The 17,512-nt window shown below is 43.4% G+C and carries 14 protein-coding genes; 8 read left to right on the top strand and 6 right to left on the bottom strand.

Annotated elements, in window-relative coordinates:
• Positions 1-23: 23 nt before the first annotated feature.
• The 6 genes from nqrE to OOK74_RS02960 form a co-directional block, all read right to left on the bottom strand.
• Positions 24-620 (bottom strand): NADH:ubiquinone reductase (Na(+)-transporting) subunit E, encoded by a 597-nt coding sequence (nqrE, locus tag OOK74_RS02985; RefSeq protein WP_166013508.1) that lies wholly within the window; start codon positions 618-620, stop codon positions 24-26.
• A 7-nt stretch (positions 621-627) separates the two neighbouring features.
• A complete protein-coding gene (locus OOK74_RS02980) occupies positions 628-1,260 on the bottom strand; it encodes an NADH:ubiquinone reductase (Na(+)-transporting) subunit D (protein WP_274722505.1) in 633 nt (210 codons plus the stop codon).
• On the bottom strand, positions 1,260-2,033 hold the full coding sequence (locus OOK74_RS02975; protein WP_278183109.1) for a Na(+)-translocating NADH-quinone reductase subunit C: 774 nt from the start codon (positions 2,031-2,033) through the stop codon (positions 1,260-1,262). Before OOK74_RS02975 ends, OOK74_RS02980 begins: the two co-directional genes overlap by 1 nt.
• Positions 2,020-3,267, bottom strand: a complete 1,248-nt coding sequence (locus tag OOK74_RS02970) for an NADH:ubiquinone reductase (Na(+)-transporting) subunit B (RefSeq protein WP_274722504.1) — start codon at positions 3,265-3,267, stop codon at positions 2,020-2,022. Before OOK74_RS02970 ends, OOK74_RS02975 begins: the two co-directional genes overlap by 14 nt.
• Positions 3,268-3,272: 5 nt before the next feature.
• Positions 3,273-4,613, bottom strand: coding sequence for a Na(+)-translocating NADH-quinone reductase subunit A (locus OOK74_RS02965; RefSeq protein WP_277206254.1), 1,341 nt, complete (start codon positions 4,611-4,613; stop codon positions 3,273-3,275).
• A gap of 484 nt (positions 4,614-5,097) precedes the next feature.
• Positions 5,098-5,430 carry a BolA family protein gene (locus OOK74_RS02960; RefSeq protein WP_274722502.1) on the bottom strand — a complete coding sequence of 111 codons (333 nt, stop codon included), beginning with the start codon at positions 5,428-5,430 and terminating at the stop codon, positions 5,098-5,100.
• A 164-nt stretch (positions 5,431-5,594) separates the two neighbouring features.
• Here OOK74_RS02960 and OOK74_RS02955 point away from each other — a divergent pair, with 164 nt between their 5' ends.
• The 8 genes from OOK74_RS02955 to OOK74_RS02920 all read left to right on the top strand — a co-directional run bounded on the left by OOK74_RS02955 (position 5,595) and on the right by OOK74_RS02920 (position 17,502).
• Positions 5,595-6,725, top strand: coding sequence for a methyltransferase (locus OOK74_RS02955; protein WP_278183108.1), 1,131 nt, complete (start codon positions 5,595-5,597; stop codon positions 6,723-6,725).
• Between the two features lie 40 nt (positions 6,726-6,765).
• Positions 6,766-7,341, top strand: a complete 576-nt coding sequence (locus OOK74_RS02950) for a YajG family lipoprotein (RefSeq protein WP_278183107.1) — start codon at positions 6,766-6,768, stop codon at positions 7,339-7,341.
• On the top strand, positions 7,334-7,882 hold the full coding sequence (locus tag OOK74_RS02945) for a peptidylprolyl isomerase (protein WP_274722499.1): 549 nt from the start codon (positions 7,334-7,336) through the stop codon (positions 7,880-7,882). Before OOK74_RS02950 ends, OOK74_RS02945 begins: the two co-directional genes overlap by 8 nt.
• 64 nt (positions 7,883-7,946) lie before the next feature.
• Positions 7,947-9,326, top strand: coding sequence for an AmpG family muropeptide MFS transporter (locus OOK74_RS02940; protein ID WP_347403814.1), 1,380 nt, complete (start codon positions 7,947-7,949; stop codon positions 9,324-9,326).
• Positions 9,327-9,457: 131 nt separating this feature from the next.
• The gene (locus OOK74_RS02935) at positions 9,458-11,449 is read left to right on the top strand and encodes a bifunctional metallophosphatase/5'-nucleotidase (RefSeq protein WP_278183106.1); all 1,992 of its coding nucleotides are present in this window, start codon (positions 9,458-9,460) and stop codon (positions 11,447-11,449) included.
• Between the two features lie 394 nt (positions 11,450-11,843).
• Positions 11,844-12,938 carry a porin gene (locus OOK74_RS02930; RefSeq protein ID WP_278183105.1) on the top strand — a complete coding sequence of 365 codons (1,095 nt, stop codon included), beginning with the start codon at positions 11,844-11,846 and terminating at the stop codon, positions 12,936-12,938.
• A 24-nt stretch (positions 12,939-12,962) separates the two neighbouring features.
• The gene (locus OOK74_RS02925; RefSeq protein ID WP_278183104.1) at positions 12,963-16,250 is read left to right on the top strand and encodes an ExeM/NucH family extracellular endonuclease; all 3,288 of its coding nucleotides are present in this window, start codon (positions 12,963-12,965) and stop codon (positions 16,248-16,250) included.
• Positions 16,251-16,743: 493 nt separating this feature from the next.
• A complete protein-coding gene (locus tag OOK74_RS02920) occupies positions 16,744-17,502 on the top strand; it encodes an outer membrane protein OmpK (protein ID WP_274722498.1) in 759 nt (252 codons plus the stop codon).
• Positions 17,503-17,512 lie beyond the last annotated feature (10 nt).

The raw sequence follows: 17,512 nt of genomic DNA, 5'->3' as shown, positions 1-17,512 counted from the left end.
TTTATTGCTGCGGTTTACCCGGCTTACAGTTGAACACCAGAGAAAGACATAAAACCAAGTGCCATCAGACCAGTGGTGATAAAGGTAATACCCAAACCACGTAGACCTGGAGGAACGTCTGAATATTTCATTTTCTCACGGAGACCTGCAAGAGCGACGATAGCCAGCATCCAGCCTACCCCAGAACCAAAACCATAAACCACGGATTCAGCAAAGTTGTAGTCACGCTGCACCATGAAAGACACACCACCAAAGATGGCACAGTTTACTGTGATCAAAGGTAAGAAGATGCCCAGTGCGTTATACAGAGGTGGGAAAAAACGATCGAGGACCATTTCCAAAATCTGTACCAATGCAGCAATTACACCGATAAAAGTGATAAAGTTTAGGAAGCTAAGATCAACGCCGGCAACCAGTGCATCAGGTTTGAGCACCAAGTTGTAAACGAGATTGTTAACTGGTACTGCAATCGTCAGCACCACAATAACCGCAATACCTAAACCAAATGAGGTCTTAACTTTCTTCGAAACCGCGAGGAAAGTACACATCCCCAAGAAGAAAGCGAGTGCCATGTTCTCGATGAAAATCGCTTTCACCAGCAGACTAATATAATGTTCCATGACAACCTTACTCCTTCGCTTCAACTTGTTCTGGTTTGAAGGTACGAATCGCCCAAATCATAAAACCGATCAGGAAGAACGCTGAAGGTGCGAGTAGCATCATACCGTTAGGTTGATACCAACCACCGTTACTGATTAAAGGCAGAACTTCTAAGCCAAACAATTTACCGGATCCCAGTAATTCGCGGAAGAAAGCCACCGTTATCAGCACAAAACCATAACCTAAACCATTGCCAATACCATCAATCAACGATGGGATAGGCGCAGACTTCATTGCAAATGCTTCGGCACGACCCATTACGATACAGTTGGTGATAATCAAACCAACAAATACCGACAATTGCTTAGAAATATCATAAAGATAGGCTTTAAGCAGTTGGTCAACCAAAATAACCAAAGAAGCGATGATCGCCATTTGCACGATAATACGCACACTATTAGGAATATGGTTACGGATCAACGAAACGAAGAAGTTAGACAATGCAGTAACAAAGATTACCGCTAATGTCATTACAAATGCCGTTTCCAGCTTAGTGGTCACTGCCAATGCCGAACAAACCCCTAAAACTTGCAATGCAATTGGGTTATTGTCGAATACTGGCGCCAACACACTCTTTTTCAGCTCTTTTGCACTAGACATTAGTTAAGACCTCCGTCGCGTACTTTTGTGAGGAAAGGACCAAAGCCCATATCACCCAACCAGAAGTCAAATGTACCTTGAACGCCGTTGGCGGTTAGGGTTGCACCTGATAGGCCATCAACACCATGCTCAGAACCTTCTGGCGCACCACCTTTAACGATTTTAATTGCAGGCTTGTGGTTGTCATCAAACAATTTTTTGCCTACCCATTGAGCTCGCCAAGCTGGGTTTTCAATTTCGCCACCCAATCCTGGAGTTTCACCTTGTTCATAGTAAGTCAAACCGGCAATGGTATTACCGTCAGTTTCTACTGCTACAAACGCGTACATCATTGACCATAGGCCGTTACCATGTACGGGCAAAATCACCTTACTGGTTTGCTCGCCATCTTTAACCAGATAAACCACCCCAACATTCGCACGACGTTGAATTTTAGCTTTATCTTGTTGGGCAGTCAGTTTGATTGATTCTGACGCCTCTTTCGCGGCTTTACGTTGATCGTAATTTGCAGCATCACCTTCAACAAAGTCACCCGTGTTGAAATCGACTAAACGTGACTCAATACTCTTATTGAACTGTTCAATGATCTGCTTGCTGCCTTTTGCTTCAATCCCAGCTACTTGCAGAATTTTGCTCTGCTTATCCAGTACTGCATTCTCTTTTTGCTGGTCGCGCAGACCGACTGCTGCAGTCGATACGATGATTGAGCATACAAGGCTCAACGCGATAACAACAAACAGCGTCTTTTTAATGCTATCGTTATTGCTTGCCATAGCGCGCTAATCTCCGCTTGATATTTCTTTCGACAACCACATGGTCAAACAGTGGTGCAAATAGGTTCGCGAATAGGATCGCCAGCATCATACCTTCAGGATAAGCAGGGTTAACGACACGGATCAGCACACACATCACGCCAATCAAAATACCGTAAGCCCATTTGCCGTTATTCGTAAAGGAAGCCGATACCGGATCGGTCGCCATGAAGAACATACCAAATGCAAAGCCACCTAACACAAGGTGCCAATGCCAAGGCATATTGAACATTGGGTTGCTATCCGAGCCGATCACATTAAATAGCGTCGACAATAGGACCATACCGATCATCACACCGCCGATAATACGCCATGAAGCAATGCCCATGTAGACGATCAAGGCCGCACCGATCATCAGTGCCAAGGTTGACACTTCACCAATCGAACCAGGAATGTTACCGATGAAAGCATCCATCCAAGTAATGGTTTGACCGGTTGCGTTATTGATCAGTGCACCCGCACCACCTTGTGCCCACTGGCTAAGTGCTGTCGCACCAGAAAAGCCATCTGCGGCGATCCAAACTAAATCACCGGAAATCTGTGCTGGATAAGCAAAGAATAGGAAAGCACGCCCGGCTAACGCTGGGTTTAGGAAGTTACGACCAGTACCACCAAACACCTCTTTCGCCACTACGACACCAAAGGTGATACCGAGTGCAGCTTGCCATAAAGGCAGTGTAGGTGGAACGATGAGCGCAAACAAAATCGAAGTGACGAAGAAACCTTCGTTTACTTCATGCTTACGCACCATGCAGAACAGCACTTCCCAAAATCCACCCACCAAAAATACCGTGGCATAGATAGGTAGGAAATAGGTTGCACCGAGTAGCATTTTGCTGCCCCAGCCCGCATCGCTTGACAGCATGCCACCGAGCATTTCTGTCAACCAGTAGTGCCAGTTACCAGCTACAATCGCAGCCAGTTGATCACCGGCATAAAGATGATTCAGCGCAGCAATGGCTTGACCGCCTGCGTTATACATACCCCAGAACATGGCTGGGAATACCGCAAGCCACACCATGATCATGATTCGTTTTAGATCAACGCAATCACGAACATGTGAGCTTCTTCTGGTGACCTGGCCTGGTGTATACAACAGTGTTGCTGTTGCTTCATACAGTGCAAACCATCTTTCGTGTTTGCCGCCTGGCTCAAAATGATGCTCGATATCTTCAAGAAACTTTTTAAGGCCCATGGAAATTACCCTTCTTTCTCGATCTTGTCTAAGCACTCACGTAAGATCTGACCATACTCGTATTTGCCCGGGCAAACAAAAGTACACAGTGCCAAATCCTCTTCATCTAACTCTAAAGCGCCTAAGCGAATCGCATTGTCGCTATCACCCGCACACAAATCACGCAGCAACAAAGTTGGCTCGATATCCAATGGCATGATTTTTTCGTAGTTACCAATCGGCACCATAGCACGCTCACTACCGTTGGTTGTGGTGGTCATGTTGAACACTTGGCTCTTGAACAGGTGACCAAGGAAAGAACGAGTCACTGAAAACTTATTCTTACCCGGCATCGCCCAACCTAACAGCTCTTTATCACGCCCTTCACGCAGGACTGAAACTTGTAGGTGGTAACGACCAAGATAAGCATGAGGTCCGCTAGCTTGAGTACCGGACAACACAGAGCCTGAGATGATACGTACTTCGCCTGGCATGATTTCACTATCTACCAACTGCTCGAGTGATGCCCCCATCACTGTACGCAACAAGCGCGGTTTGTTAACCACAGGACCTGCCAACGCAACCACACGTTGAGTGTAGAGCTCACCTGTCAGGAACAACTGGCCAATCGCAATCACGTCTTGATAGTTAATGCTCCACGCGACATGACTTGCACTCACAGGGTAGAGGAAATGCATATGTGTGCCAGCCAGACCAGCTGGATGTGGGCCATCAAATACATGCTCTTCAACGTTTGACTGTTGACTGCGTGGCAAACTAGTCCCTTTTTTACACACGTACACTTTGCCAGTGGTCAGTGCGGAAAGGATATCAAGTCCAGCAATGAAAGCTTGCGATTGCTCATTAATCACCACTGTTGGTTCAGCCGCTAATGGATTGGTATCCATCGCGGTAACAAAAATGGCTGCAGAAGAGGAGTTAACCGCTGGAACCTTGCTAAACGGACGAGTACGGAAAGCCGTCCAAAGACCTGAATCAATTAACTGAGTTTTGATCGCATCACGATCCAAACTCGCCAATTGAGAGGCTTCAAACTTGTTGAATGTCACTTGGGCATCGCCCGCAACTTCAATCACTACTGACTGAAGGGCACGTTTTGCACCACGATTAATTTCAACTACTTTGCCGCTGACTGGTGAAGTAAATTTCACGCCGACATTCTTCTTGTCTTCAAAAAGAATTTGAGCTTTTTTTACTTCATCACCTACGCGAACATGCATTGTAGGCCGCATGCCAACGTACTCTTCGCCAAGCAAGGCGACTTTTTTGATGGTTTTACCATCACTAATCACCTGGGAAGGAGTTCCTGCGATAGGAAGGTCCAATCCCTTTTTTATTGTAATCATACGCACTTGCACTACTTTTATCGGGAAAAAGATTCTTTAATTGCGCAAATTCGAGGCGCACTCCGTTTGCCTTGTTCTTACAACTGAACAACGCTAGCGGAATCCTTACCTCGGTAGACACGACATTGTTTGTGTCCGTTTTAATGGCATTCACCATTAAAATCGCAACATCCTTTTAAAACCCCCGTCACAAATCATGTGGGGGATTTGTTAGGTGTTTAAGTCTAGCATTTTTTGGGAACTTGATGCCATGACCAATCCCCTAGTTCACTGCTTTATTTCCATCGATCTCTCAGTGAACGCTGAACAAATCACCATTATTTTGAAGCATCGCACAAACTGACTCTCCGAACGTTTCAACTCGCTTATTGGCCGTGCGAATCGCCTCACTTAACTTGCGTTAAAACTGAGCACCACTCGCTTGTTTGATTAGCGTTAAAGCCGTGCTTAAAAAGCACCCAGTATCCATTAGTGCAACACTTGGTTAAAGCGGATTGTTCAATCCACCCAGTTTAGACCCACCTAAACACATCGGACTTTCTGGGATCACTTGATTCAACTGTTGCCACTGCTCAGTAGTATAAGTATGAATCGCCAAAGCGTGAATGTGATTGGCTAACTCATCGGCTAAGGTTTGGTTAACCAGACGGTGGCAAGCAATCGGGCGTAAACCAATAAAGCGCTCACTCACCACTATGACCTTGAAATGGCTCTCCGAACCTCGCGGCACATTATGCATATCACTTTCATTAATCACTTTGAGAAACAGTGGTTGAAATTCACTACGCAATTTCATTTCAATAACATCTTGAATCATTTCGCTTTCCTTGTTGAGCACAAGCGTGTCGACAACATGACAAATAGAGAATAGACCATAGCGATCTCACAGGGAGTTTTCGAATGCTAAAATCTAGGTTTTGGTTTGCGGTTTTAGCATCATCTGAGACAATGCCCTGCCAATTTACTAGAATTACGAGCAATATGAAAACCGAGCTTACCTTGTTTGAGCAAACGCTCACTCTTCATCGATACCCCAAGCGTAATAATGACACCCTACAAGCTTGGGATGCGGGTGATGAGTACCTGATCCAACACGTTGAACAACTGGGTTTGCCTGCACATCGTCATATTCTCATCATCAACGACCACTTCGGTGCATTGAGCTGTTGGTTTGCCCAACAACACCGAGTGAGCATGATGAGCGATTCATATATTGCTCAGCAAGCCACCCTTGCCAATCTGCACCACAATCAGCGCCCGCCCATCACGTTACTGACCACGATGGATACGCCGCCCAGCGATGTCGATCTGGTGTTATTGCAACTGCCGAAAAGTAACCGTCACTTGGTGTGGATCTTAAGCCAACTGCGTCAGGCTCTACCAGCGAGCACCTCGATTATTGCGGTCAATAAAGCCAAAGAGATCCACACATCGACCCTCAATTTATTTGAAAAACACTTAGGCGTGACCACCACGTCACTGGCGTGGAAAAAACACCGTTTAGTGTTTAGTCAGCCAAATGTCGAATCGATTGTCGAGGTGAGTAAAACCTGCCGTTGGCATGTCGAACCTTACGCCATCACACTGAACAACTTAGCCAATGTTTATTCGGGTGAAAGCTTAGATCTCGGTGCAAGATTTATGCTGGAGCATTTGCCCGCCGATCCCACGCTGGAAGATTTTATTGATCTGGGCTGCGGCAATGGTGTGCTATCGGTTCGACTTGGGCAACTCAACCCGCAAGCCGCCATTACCTGTGTCGATGAGAGTTTTATGGCGACCGCGGCAGCGCTGAGCAATCTACGAGAAAATCTTGGCGAAAGGCCAATCCAGTGCATCACCAATAACTGTTTGGATGGCTTTGCTGCCCACAGCAGCTCGATGATTGTGTGTAATCCACCATTTCATCAACAGCAGACCATTACCGATCACATCGCTTGGCAAATGTTCTGTGATGCACAACATGTGCTGAAAAAAGGCGGTAAATTATGGGTGATCGGCAATCGTCACCTTGGCTACGATGTCAAACTGGCGAGATTGTTCGGTAAAAATCATGTTAGAGTGATCGCCAATAACAGTAAATTTGTTATCTTACAGGCGATTAAATCTTAAGCCTTGTGGCGTGTGCATAATAAAACGAAAGGAATTAACCATGAAAAAACTGGTTCTTGCGGCTTCAATCGCGTTACTGACCGCTTGCGCGGCTCCCAAGCAAAGCCAAATTAACCTAGCTCCTCAAGCAACCTTAAGCCAAAACGCGATCGTCACCAACAGCAGTTTTGCTTTGGTCAGCAAAGATGTGCGTTCGGCACAATATGTCGCTTTGGTCGATAGTGGTCGCAATAACATTGAACCGATTCATCCTCGCCAAAATGTGCGCATCGCATTAGAGAATGCTTTGGCTGAACAATTAGGCTCACAAGGTTTTCGTCTGAGCGTCAACAGTGAAAATACCATCAAGCTGGAGATTCAAGAGCTTTTGGTGTCGGTGAAGCATTCGATCATAGAAAATCAGATGGATGGCAGCGTGACGTTAGAAGTGACGGCCGAAACGCCAAAAGGCAAACTGGTCAAAAGCTACCACGGCACCGCCAAACGCACTGGCGTGTTAAGCGCATCCAATGATGAGATCGAAACCGTACTCAACGACGTGCTCAATGTGGTTCTCAAAGAGATCGCCAACGATACCGAGCTGCAAAACTACATGCAGGAGCGCTTCAATGGCTAAGTCATGGCTGCTGGCCGCCGCCGCGTTAGTGAGCAGTTGTGTGTGGGCCGGCCCTAAAGTGGCGGTTGAAACCACACTGGGTAATTTTACCATTGAACTCAATCAACAGCAGGCACCAATCTCGGTGGCGAATTTCTTGCGTTATGTCGATGACGGCAGTTATGTGGGCAGCCAATTTCATCGCGTGATCCCAGGCTTTATGGCGCAAGGTGGCGGTTTTGATGCCAATCTCAAACCATTGCCGACTTATTCACCGATTAGCAACGAAGCAAACAATGGGCTAGGTAACAATACTGCGACTATTGCGATGGCGCGTACGCAAAATCCAAATTCGGCCACTCGCCAGTTTTACATCAATCTGGTGGATAATGACTTCCTCAATTACGCCGCTCAACCACCGGGTTATGCGGTATTTGGTCAAGTGGTTGAAGGCTTTGATGTAATTCAGTTGATGGCCGCTCAGCCAACCAAAACTCAAGGTCAGATGCAAAATGTGCCGATCACGCCTATCGTGATCAACAAAGTCTCTCGTTTACCTTAAAGCCGCGCACTCCCTTACCTTGGGAGTGCCACTTCCCTCATCACCACTCATAAAAGGATGCCGTATGGCTCAACAACCCCATTCATCTACCTGGCAACAACTTGTGGTTAGCTATTTTGACCGACGTTTACTCTGGGTATTCATGCTTGGTTGTGCCAGCGGTTTCCCATGGGTATTAATTGGTTCCAACATGACTGGCTGGTTGAAAGATGCCGGACTGAGCCGCACCGCAATTGGCTATTTTGGTAGCGTATTTGTGGTGTATGCGATCAATTTTTTGTGGGCGCCTTTGGTTGATCGGGTCAAATTACCTATCCTGCATCACAGGCTTGGCCAGCGTCGCAGTTGGATTTTATTTTGCCAGCTGGTGGTGTTGAGCTGCACCTTGCTGATCGCGGGGGTCAATCCCGCCGATAATTTAATACTGACTTCATTGCTAGCTCTCGCTATTGCGATCGCCTCTTCGACTCAAGATATCGCGATTGACGCATTTCGAATCGACACCTTTGCCACAGCCGAATCGACTAAACTGCCACAAGCGTCTGCAATGACCGTGATCGGTTGGTGGACTGGCTATTCACTGCCCGGCTATTTCGCCTTTGCCAATGCAGATCGTATTGGTTGGAATGGGGTGTATTTGATCATGGCCGCCGTGGTCGGGGTTCTGATGTTATTTACTTGCTTGGTCCAAGAGCCACACAGCGATCGCGATCACCTACAACAATTGGCCGAAGCGCGCCACCAACAGGTGGTCAATAATCGGCTGCTGCGCTGGCTCAGCGTCACCGTATTAGAACCCTTCATCGATTTTTTCCGCAATAATGGCTTACGCGTAGCGCTCACCCTACTGCTGTTTGTCTTCCTGTTTAAAATTGGCGAAGCGTTCCTCGGCCGAATGTCGATTGCGTTTTATAAAGAAATCGGCTTTAGCAATGAACAGATTGGTTACTACTCGAAATTGCTCGGTTGGGGGATCACGATTTTCTTCACTCTGCTTGGCAGTTTAGTCAACATCAAATTTGGTCTCGTGCGCGGCTTAATGATTGGCGGTATCGCCATGGCATCGAGTAACTTGATGTTTGCTTGGCTGGCCAAAGTCGGCCCGAGTGAATCACTGTTCTTCGCCACTTTAGTGGTGGACAATTTTACCTCAGCGTTCTCGACCGTGGCGTTTGTTTCTTTCCTCACCCTGATGACCGGCCAAGCGTTTTCGGCCACCCAATATGCCCTGCTCGCTTCACTGGGCAACTTGGGCCGAACCACCCTAGCGTCATTAAGCGGCGAATTAGCCGACTATCTGAATGACTGGTCACTGTTCTTTATTTTGACTGCGGTAATGGTGATCCCGAGCCTCATCATGCTCTATTCACTACGCCATGACTTTAACCAAATGCTGCAGCGCGCCAACCCCCCCCAGAACTCCGCCATCGACACAAGGAAATAAAATAACGATTAGTGAATGCTCAGCATCTTTAATTACCAGCTAAAGAATCCATCTTGCATCACGGTAATTTTGTTAATTTATCATTAGATTACACTCCGTTCGTGACACTTAGCAGAATAAGGAGATAGGTCATGCGACTTTATCGTGGATTACTTACCAGCACTATTGCTCTCGCTTTGTTTGGCTGCTATCAGCCTAATTTAACTACCCAACCACCAGCTAACTTTGATCTGATGATTGCCCATATTAATGATACTCACTCGAGTTTTGATGCAGTACGATCAAGCTTTTACCAGGATAAACAGCGTATTTACAATGAGTTTGGAGGTCATCCTAGAATCTTATCGAAAGCCAATAAATATCGTCAGCAGGCTGAACAAGATAATCAAAGTATGTTGTTTTTACACGGTGGTGATGCTTGGCAAGGCAGTGCTTATTTTAAACTTAATGAAGGATCAATGAATGCGGACATTTTAAGCCGCATGGGTATTGATGCTATGGCACTAGGTAATCATGAGTTTGATTTAAACAACCACAAACTCAATGAATTCTTAAATCGCATTAACTTTCCAGTACTTGCTGCAAATATAGATACCAGCCTAGATAAAGATCTAAAAGATCAGACCAACTTAAAGCCCTACATTATCTATGCTTTTGATGGATTTAATAAGCAACGAATTGATAATATAAATCAACTCCCGGAGAGTAAATCTTTGGTTGCTGTCTTTGGTATTGTTCTCGATGACATGCCAAATATTGCGCCAAATACAGGGGATGTACAATTTTTTGATATGATAAAATCTACTCAAGATACAATTGATGAATTACATGCTCTTGGTATCAATAAAATTATTGCCTTAACTCATGTTGGTAATGCCATCGATCTTGATATTGCGAGCAAAGTTAATGGTATTGATCTTATTGTTGGTGGCCACTCACACTCTTTGCTTGGTGACTTTTCCAATCTAGGACTTGGTAGTAATGGGATTTACGCACAACTTATAACTAATCCTGATGGCACCAACAAAACCTGTGTGGTACAAGCTGGTGAATTCGCTCAAGCCATAGGCAAAACCAATGTGTCTTTTGACGAGAATGGACAGCTACTATCTTGTGCAGGCCATAACACTCTACTAAGTAATGATGAATTTTACCATCAAGCTAACCGTAATGCTGATAGTGCTTTTAATGCCACAGAACGCAGCAAAGCAATTAAATTTATTGAGCGTCAGCGTAATATCGCAGTAGTGTCTGAAGAAGTCGTATTGCGTCGCCATATTGATGAAAACTACAAACCAGCTGTAGAAAAGGCGTACGGCGAAGTCATTGCTAATGTACCCCAAGAAATTCGTCACGCTCGCCGTCCAGGAGACAATAATTCAGATCAACACGGCTCGCGAGTCGCTCCAATTGTTGCCCTTGGGCAGTATTATTGGGCAACAAGTGATGAAGTAACTCAAGTAACAGGTCTGAAAGTCGATTTTTCTTTGACTGGAGCGGGTGGTATACGTACCAATATTGCTGAAGGAGAATATCGTCAGGGAGATGTGACTCTTGAAATGCTGCCCTTTGCTAATTTTATGTCAGTGGTACCAGTGAAAGGTTCCGTGATAAAAACGCTAATCACCAAAGTGGTTACAGAAACTCTACCAGCAACCGCCCACGCAGGTAAATTTCCTTATGGCGGAAATTTACGTTATGTATTCAACGAAACAGTTGCACAACAAGCCGGTGAATTAAGCTTAATTGAACTCAATAAGGGGACTTTAGACAATCCAGATTGGATCGCTCTGGAAGACGATAAATTATATAACGTAGCAATGAATAGTTATAACGCAACAGGTAATGATGGCTGGACACCACTTTATGATGCCCAGAAAAAAAATACTAACCGCATCGATCTCGCTTATGTAGAAGGAAAATTGACTGCCTTTCCCGTAAGTCATATCGAACAAGTAGAAGGTCGCTATCAGGTACATTATCAATCGCAAGCTTTAAATTGTAAGGCTGATAATGTGGTATGCAATACCGATGCACAAGCTGTAATCAAATACATTGCAGAACAGCAACCAATCCTAGAAGCATTGCCTTATTCCGTTGTCACACTTAATCGCATCAACTAAATCTAAATATACAAACCTTCGGACAAGCGTTATTGCTATTATCTGGCAATAACGCTTTTCTATTTACAATTTTAGGCAACTTCATTTTTCCAAATTTTAATGATAATAAATAATTAAATTTCACATACGTGAACCAGTTATCACTTTATCGTTTGCTTACCAAGATCACCAAGCATCAAATTGAGATGCAAATCATAAAAAAACACCCACTAAGGATACATCGATCACAACAAAAAATATAACCGATTGTTTTTTAAGTAAAAAATTCATGTCAAGTTTTGATGGTCAATATTATTGGGCTAGCCATCACAATAAAAATGTCATTTTTTGATAGTATTATATCCACCTGTGATTTTGGTCACTTTTCATTCTGGCTAATAATAAGGAAAATAGCATGTGGGGAATAAACTCTCGAAATTTAGCGTTACCTTTAGCGCTGTCCGCTGTGTTTTTAGCATTATCTGCATCGAGCCATGCAGCTCGCGTTTATACCGCTGATAATGGTGATTACATAGACGTTTTTGGTGAAGTCGGTGTTGGTGGCTACTTAGGTACAAAGCCTAAATTTAAGCAATATCATTCTGATGACTCTTTTATTGATGATTCAATGGCTACTCTAGGCGCTAAAGGTAAGCAAGGAATCTTCGATTATCGAGTTGAACTGGATTATGAACGTGAAAATTGGCGCGGTGGCTCAGGTGATATGGCCTTACATATCGATAAAGCTTGGTTAGGCTATCGTTTAAACCAATATCACTATATTGAATTTGGGGTGACTGACACAGCATTTGACGACTACGATGCATTCGGTGATCTGACCTTTGATACTGGCGCAGAAACCGGTGAAGCGGGAGATCAAGACAAAACGATTAAATATGAAGGTCAATATCACAATTTCGCCATGGGGATCTCATACAGCTATCGTGGCGAATCCTCTTCAGGTTCAGCACAGGGCAATATTACCAATGGTTACCTCGGGTATTTTGGTGATGCATTTTCTTTAGTGTTAGGGGCAGAAAAACGCAATGGCTCAGCTGGCGAGTCCAAGTACGGTAAAGCCCAGATTTATGGTATTGGTGCCAGATACGCCCTAACCGAACAGCTCTTAATTGGTGTTAACGGTTTCATCGAGTATGAACAAATCGGTGAATGTACAACCACCTCAGATCCTTGGGTTGATCCAAAAGAAGAGGTATGTAAACGCTATCAAGAGCATAAAAATAAAGGTGGATTAGTATCAGCACAATACAGTCTGAATGAGCGCTGGGATGTGGTTGGCTCACTTAACTATGAAGAATATCAAGCTTGGGATCGTAATGATCCTCTATGGGCAGGTGACGAGGTACTGTGGGAAAAAATTGGCCGCAGCCGAACCTATCAAACGATTGGCGTTCGCTATAAACCAAGCCGTTCTTCAGTGATTGAGATAGAAGGCAACATCGGTGAAAGCTATCAAGATGTTTACGCAAAAGCGAAAGTCTTTTTCTAATTCAATTTTGTAAAGGAAATACCCATGAAACATAAAATATCTCTGCTCGCTTTAGCGATTGGTGGTTCGTTAACCGCACCCACTTTTGCCGATATTAATGATATTGTCATTGCCCGCTATATTGAAGGCTCATCTAATAATAAAGCCATAGAAATTACCAATATTGGCACTCAACCTCACACCTTTAGCGACACTGCTTTATATATGGATGGTAGGAATAATAGTGGTAATCCATCATTCCAAGAAATAAGTCTATTAGATATGGTCACTCTTGGTGCTGGGCAATCTTTAGTATTGCATCACTCAAAACTCGATTCATCCATTAAAAATGTAATACCACCAGGAACACAAATAAAAGTAGTGGATCTTCAATTTAATGGCGATGACACTCTTTTTATTGCATACCCTGTTACTGCTGCATGTAGTTCGAATTCGACATGTTCTATTAGTGATGAAGCAAAGAAAACAGAGTTAAGAAATAAAGTTCACGATTACGTTGGAACTCAGTCAGGTGTAGAATGGGGTAAAGATAAAACCTTTGTACGCAATACTGGTCTATTGTCTAAGCCTAGCCAACAATTTATACCTAACGATTGGACTGAGCACCCTGTAAATACTCCTGCAGATTTAGGTTCTGGCTTATCGGGAGCAGTCAATCCTCCGGTTCCAGAAGTCGGTGTATGTGAAAATGCTATACTAACACCTATTTATACCATTCAAGGTGATAGCTGGCATTCACCAATGGTGGATGTGGAAAATAATAAATACATTAGTGATAATGAATATTTTGTTGAAGGTATTGTAGTTGGTGCTACCACAGGATTAACTAAAGGTTATTATATTCAAGATAAACATGGTGATGGCAATCCAAAAACCTCAGATGGGTTATTTGTACTATTTGATGGGGCAAAATCAGACCATGTTGGTCAAACACTCTGTTTTCGCGGTAAAGTCGAAGAGTCTTTTGGTCGAACCCAACTAAAAACGACCATTAGTAAATTCCAAGTTACCGATCCTGTTGTAACGAATATTGATCCGACACCGATTATAGTTATGCCTGAGTTTGACACAGATACTGATACCCCTCGGTTCCGTGCAACATTAGAGCGTTATGAGGGTATGTTAGTCAGCTTACCCGAAGATATGAATCCAGACTTAGAGGGCAATCAAAACATGCGTGTTAGTCGCACCTTCAGTTTTGAATATGCCCCTGTAAACCGTAATAATATGGTTCTGGCTTATGAAAGACCCAATATGCAACCAAACCAGTTGGCTCCTGCCGGGTCAGATGCATCAAAAATCGCGATAAGTGAAAATCTAGATCGGCGAATCTATGTGGAAAGTGATACAAAAGCCAAAGATGGTGAAATACCTTATTTCCCAGCTTGGAATAGTGATCCAAACAGTAATGCTATTCGGGTCAATGATAGTGTCGTGAATATGATTGGTGTACTTGATTATAGTTTTAATGAATATCGTTTAATTCTACCATCAACCGCTGAATTTAATGTAACAAAAGCAAATTTCAAACCAAATAATAGTGCTCGTCAGTCTGCCCCTTCACTTAAAACTAACGTTGCCACAGATGAATTTGTATTGCGCCTTGGTTCAAAAAATGTATTGAACTTTTTTAATTCTCCATTTAAAGGAGACTACAATAAACACGGCTTAAATCGTGGAGCAGAAAGCCAAATTGAATTTGATTTGCAAAAAGCCAAATTAGTTGAAGCGATCTATGCTATGAATGCCGATATTATTGGACTAATGGAAGTTGAAAATAATGGTTTTGGTCACTACGGTGCAATCAAAGAGCTCGTTGATGCACTCAATGAAAAATATACCGAAGATCGTTATTCACAAAGACATACGGCTAAATACATTGGTAATCGTTATACATTTGTAGCAATTGATACGAATAATGATCGATTGATCTCTGCCGATGATACTATTGGTTCGGATGCCATCACCACAGGTCTAATTTATCGTCCTAGTAAAGTGACCTTAGATGAAGTAGATATTATACCTCTACCACGTCAAGAAGCACCTGCTATAACTGATGCCGATGGCAATGTGCTTACTAATAATAAAGGTGAGCTAATTGGCAGTGGTCGAGCTTATCAACGCGATTCATTAACAGGTACTTTCTTTGTTCATAATACGGGGAAAAAACTGACAATTTCTGTTAATCATTTGAAGTCTAAAGGTTCTGCATGCTGGGAAGATTATCAAAATATTGATAATAACAACTCTCCTATTGATGTTGATAAACAAGGCAACTGCGAAAACTTTCGCATTGCTGGAGCAGTGCAGCTCGGTGAGCAACTAGAAAAACGTTATCCAAACAATGATCGCGTTATTATGGGCGATTTAAATTCCTATGCTCAAGAAGATGCAATGTTGGTTCTAACTAGTAACCCAACATCCAAAATCTTGCATGCTGCTCGTGATACTTGGATTGGTAATCAACCTCAGTATGGAGCTAATGGTGCTGTAATTACTCGTAGTTATGGTTATACCAATGCCGTACACATGATGGATGAAAAATATGATCGTCAACCTAGTTGGAGCTACTCATTCAATGATGAAATTGGTTCACTGGATCATATCTTGGTGAGTTCTAGTTTGAAATCTCGCGTCGTTGATGCGATTGATTGGAACATCAACAGCTCAGAAATGCCGTTATTTGATTACCAAAAGCGGTATGCAGGCACAGAACCAGGTAAGTTCCATAAAACAGATAAGGATTATACAAATCCTATAGCAACAGCTTTCCGTTCATCAGATCACGACCCTATATTGATGGCTCTATCATACAAACATGCGGAAACAGGAACCAATCTCATCCGTTTTGTGCCAGACAGTAGCCGTGTTGACATTCCTTTCGTTGTAACAGCAGAAGCAAAAAAAGGGGACAAAGCGTATTTAGTGATCACAAGTGGCCTCAAATCGAATGATAAACCTCAAATACCTGTGGTTGAACTGAAAAAAGATGGTATGCAAACAGTGAATTTTAACGTGGTAAACCTTCCACGTGGTGAATACACCGTTCGAATGTACCTAATGCGTGAAGAGGCGACACAAGATGCTATTTCAACAGCAAAAGTATCTGATACGAGCAGTTATTGGTCGGAAGTAGCTGGTTCAAGCAAACAATTATCAATCGAGGTCACAAATAAAGATAGTATCGGTGTAGGTAAAGTCACAATCCCTAGTTATGACAATACCGGCGGCGGTGGCTCGCTAGGTATGTTAGGATTCCTGTTTTTATTAACATCTGGTTTTTTACGTCGTCGTAAACACTCAAAATTTTAATAAGTTTTACATCGTAGAATAAACCTAACAAGCATCAATTCCGTTGATGTAGTTTTCTAAAAGGCTCAGTTACATAGTAATTGAGCCTTTTTTACTTTTTATTGTCTAGCTATCGCATCCTTTCCACCTTTCAAGAAAAACAGCTCTGGTCTACCGTGCCTAATTCCATCTTTCTCAGAAAGCACAATACTCATCAGCAAGCAAAAAACACTGTGGAGGATCTGCATGAATTGACGCAAACGATCTCTTTATTGAGAACTACCACGCCAGGCCATCAAAACCAGATACAGATCACAATAAAATTTCAATCCGATAAGATTATTCATAACATTAAATATCAAAACCAAAAAATGAGATCAGCGTCACTAAATTGAACGTCGTTTGCATAAGTTATCACTTTTAATTGCGATTTTTATCGCTATTATGCCCGCCAGTTGAACGAGCTGCAGTACAGCGGCTGCCATCTACAACACACTTAAAGAGAGTTCCCCTTATGCGTAAATCATTATTAGCCCTCACTGCTATTGCTACTGTTACAGCTATTCCTGCACAAGCTGAATACTTATTTGGTTTCGGTAGTGCCTATGCTGACTACCAAGTTTGGGATCACGGCTTCGGTAATGATGCTTCTAACTTTGGTCAAACCATTTCAGATCGTAATCAAGCCGTTATCGGCATTGAAGGTGGGGCGGTTTTTGATTGGGGACAAATCTACGGATTTTATGACTACGAAGGTGTTGATCGTGCGGGTGATGATCGTGGTGCATCAGCAAAAGGGACTATTCACTACAATCTGACTGAATCTGGCGTATCGTTATATGCACAAATCTACAATACAGATAAAGACAAAGGGCCAACACTACACGAACAAAACCGTGTAGCAGGTATTGGTTACACTGGTCTAAAAGGTAACGGCTGGGGCTTCACTCCCTTTATCGGTGTGCACCAAGTGAATACGGAAAATGGTAACAGCGGCAATAATGGCGGTATGGTAGGTTGGGTAGGCTTCTACAATACTGATATTGCAAACCAAAACTTCACGTTCTCTACCTGGGGAGAATATGAGTTTGCTCGTAATGATGAATATGCCGCAGTACAAGGTGGTGATTGGGGTCTTAATGGTGCAGTGAACGCATTATGGAACTTCCATCAAGATTGGTCTGCTGGCCTACTGTATCGTTACACAGTCAACAAACTCGGTCGTAAAAACTACCAAGACCTTGTTATCTATCGTCTTCAGTACAATTTTTAAACAAAAATAT

Source organism: Vibrio misgurnus, assembly GCF_029635775.1.
Lineage (GTDB): Bacteria > Pseudomonadota > Gammaproteobacteria > Enterobacterales > Vibrionaceae > Vibrio > Vibrio chanodichtyis.
The sequence above is the reverse complement of the archived record's forward strand: the minus strand, read 5'-3'. Positions and strand labels throughout refer to the sequence as shown.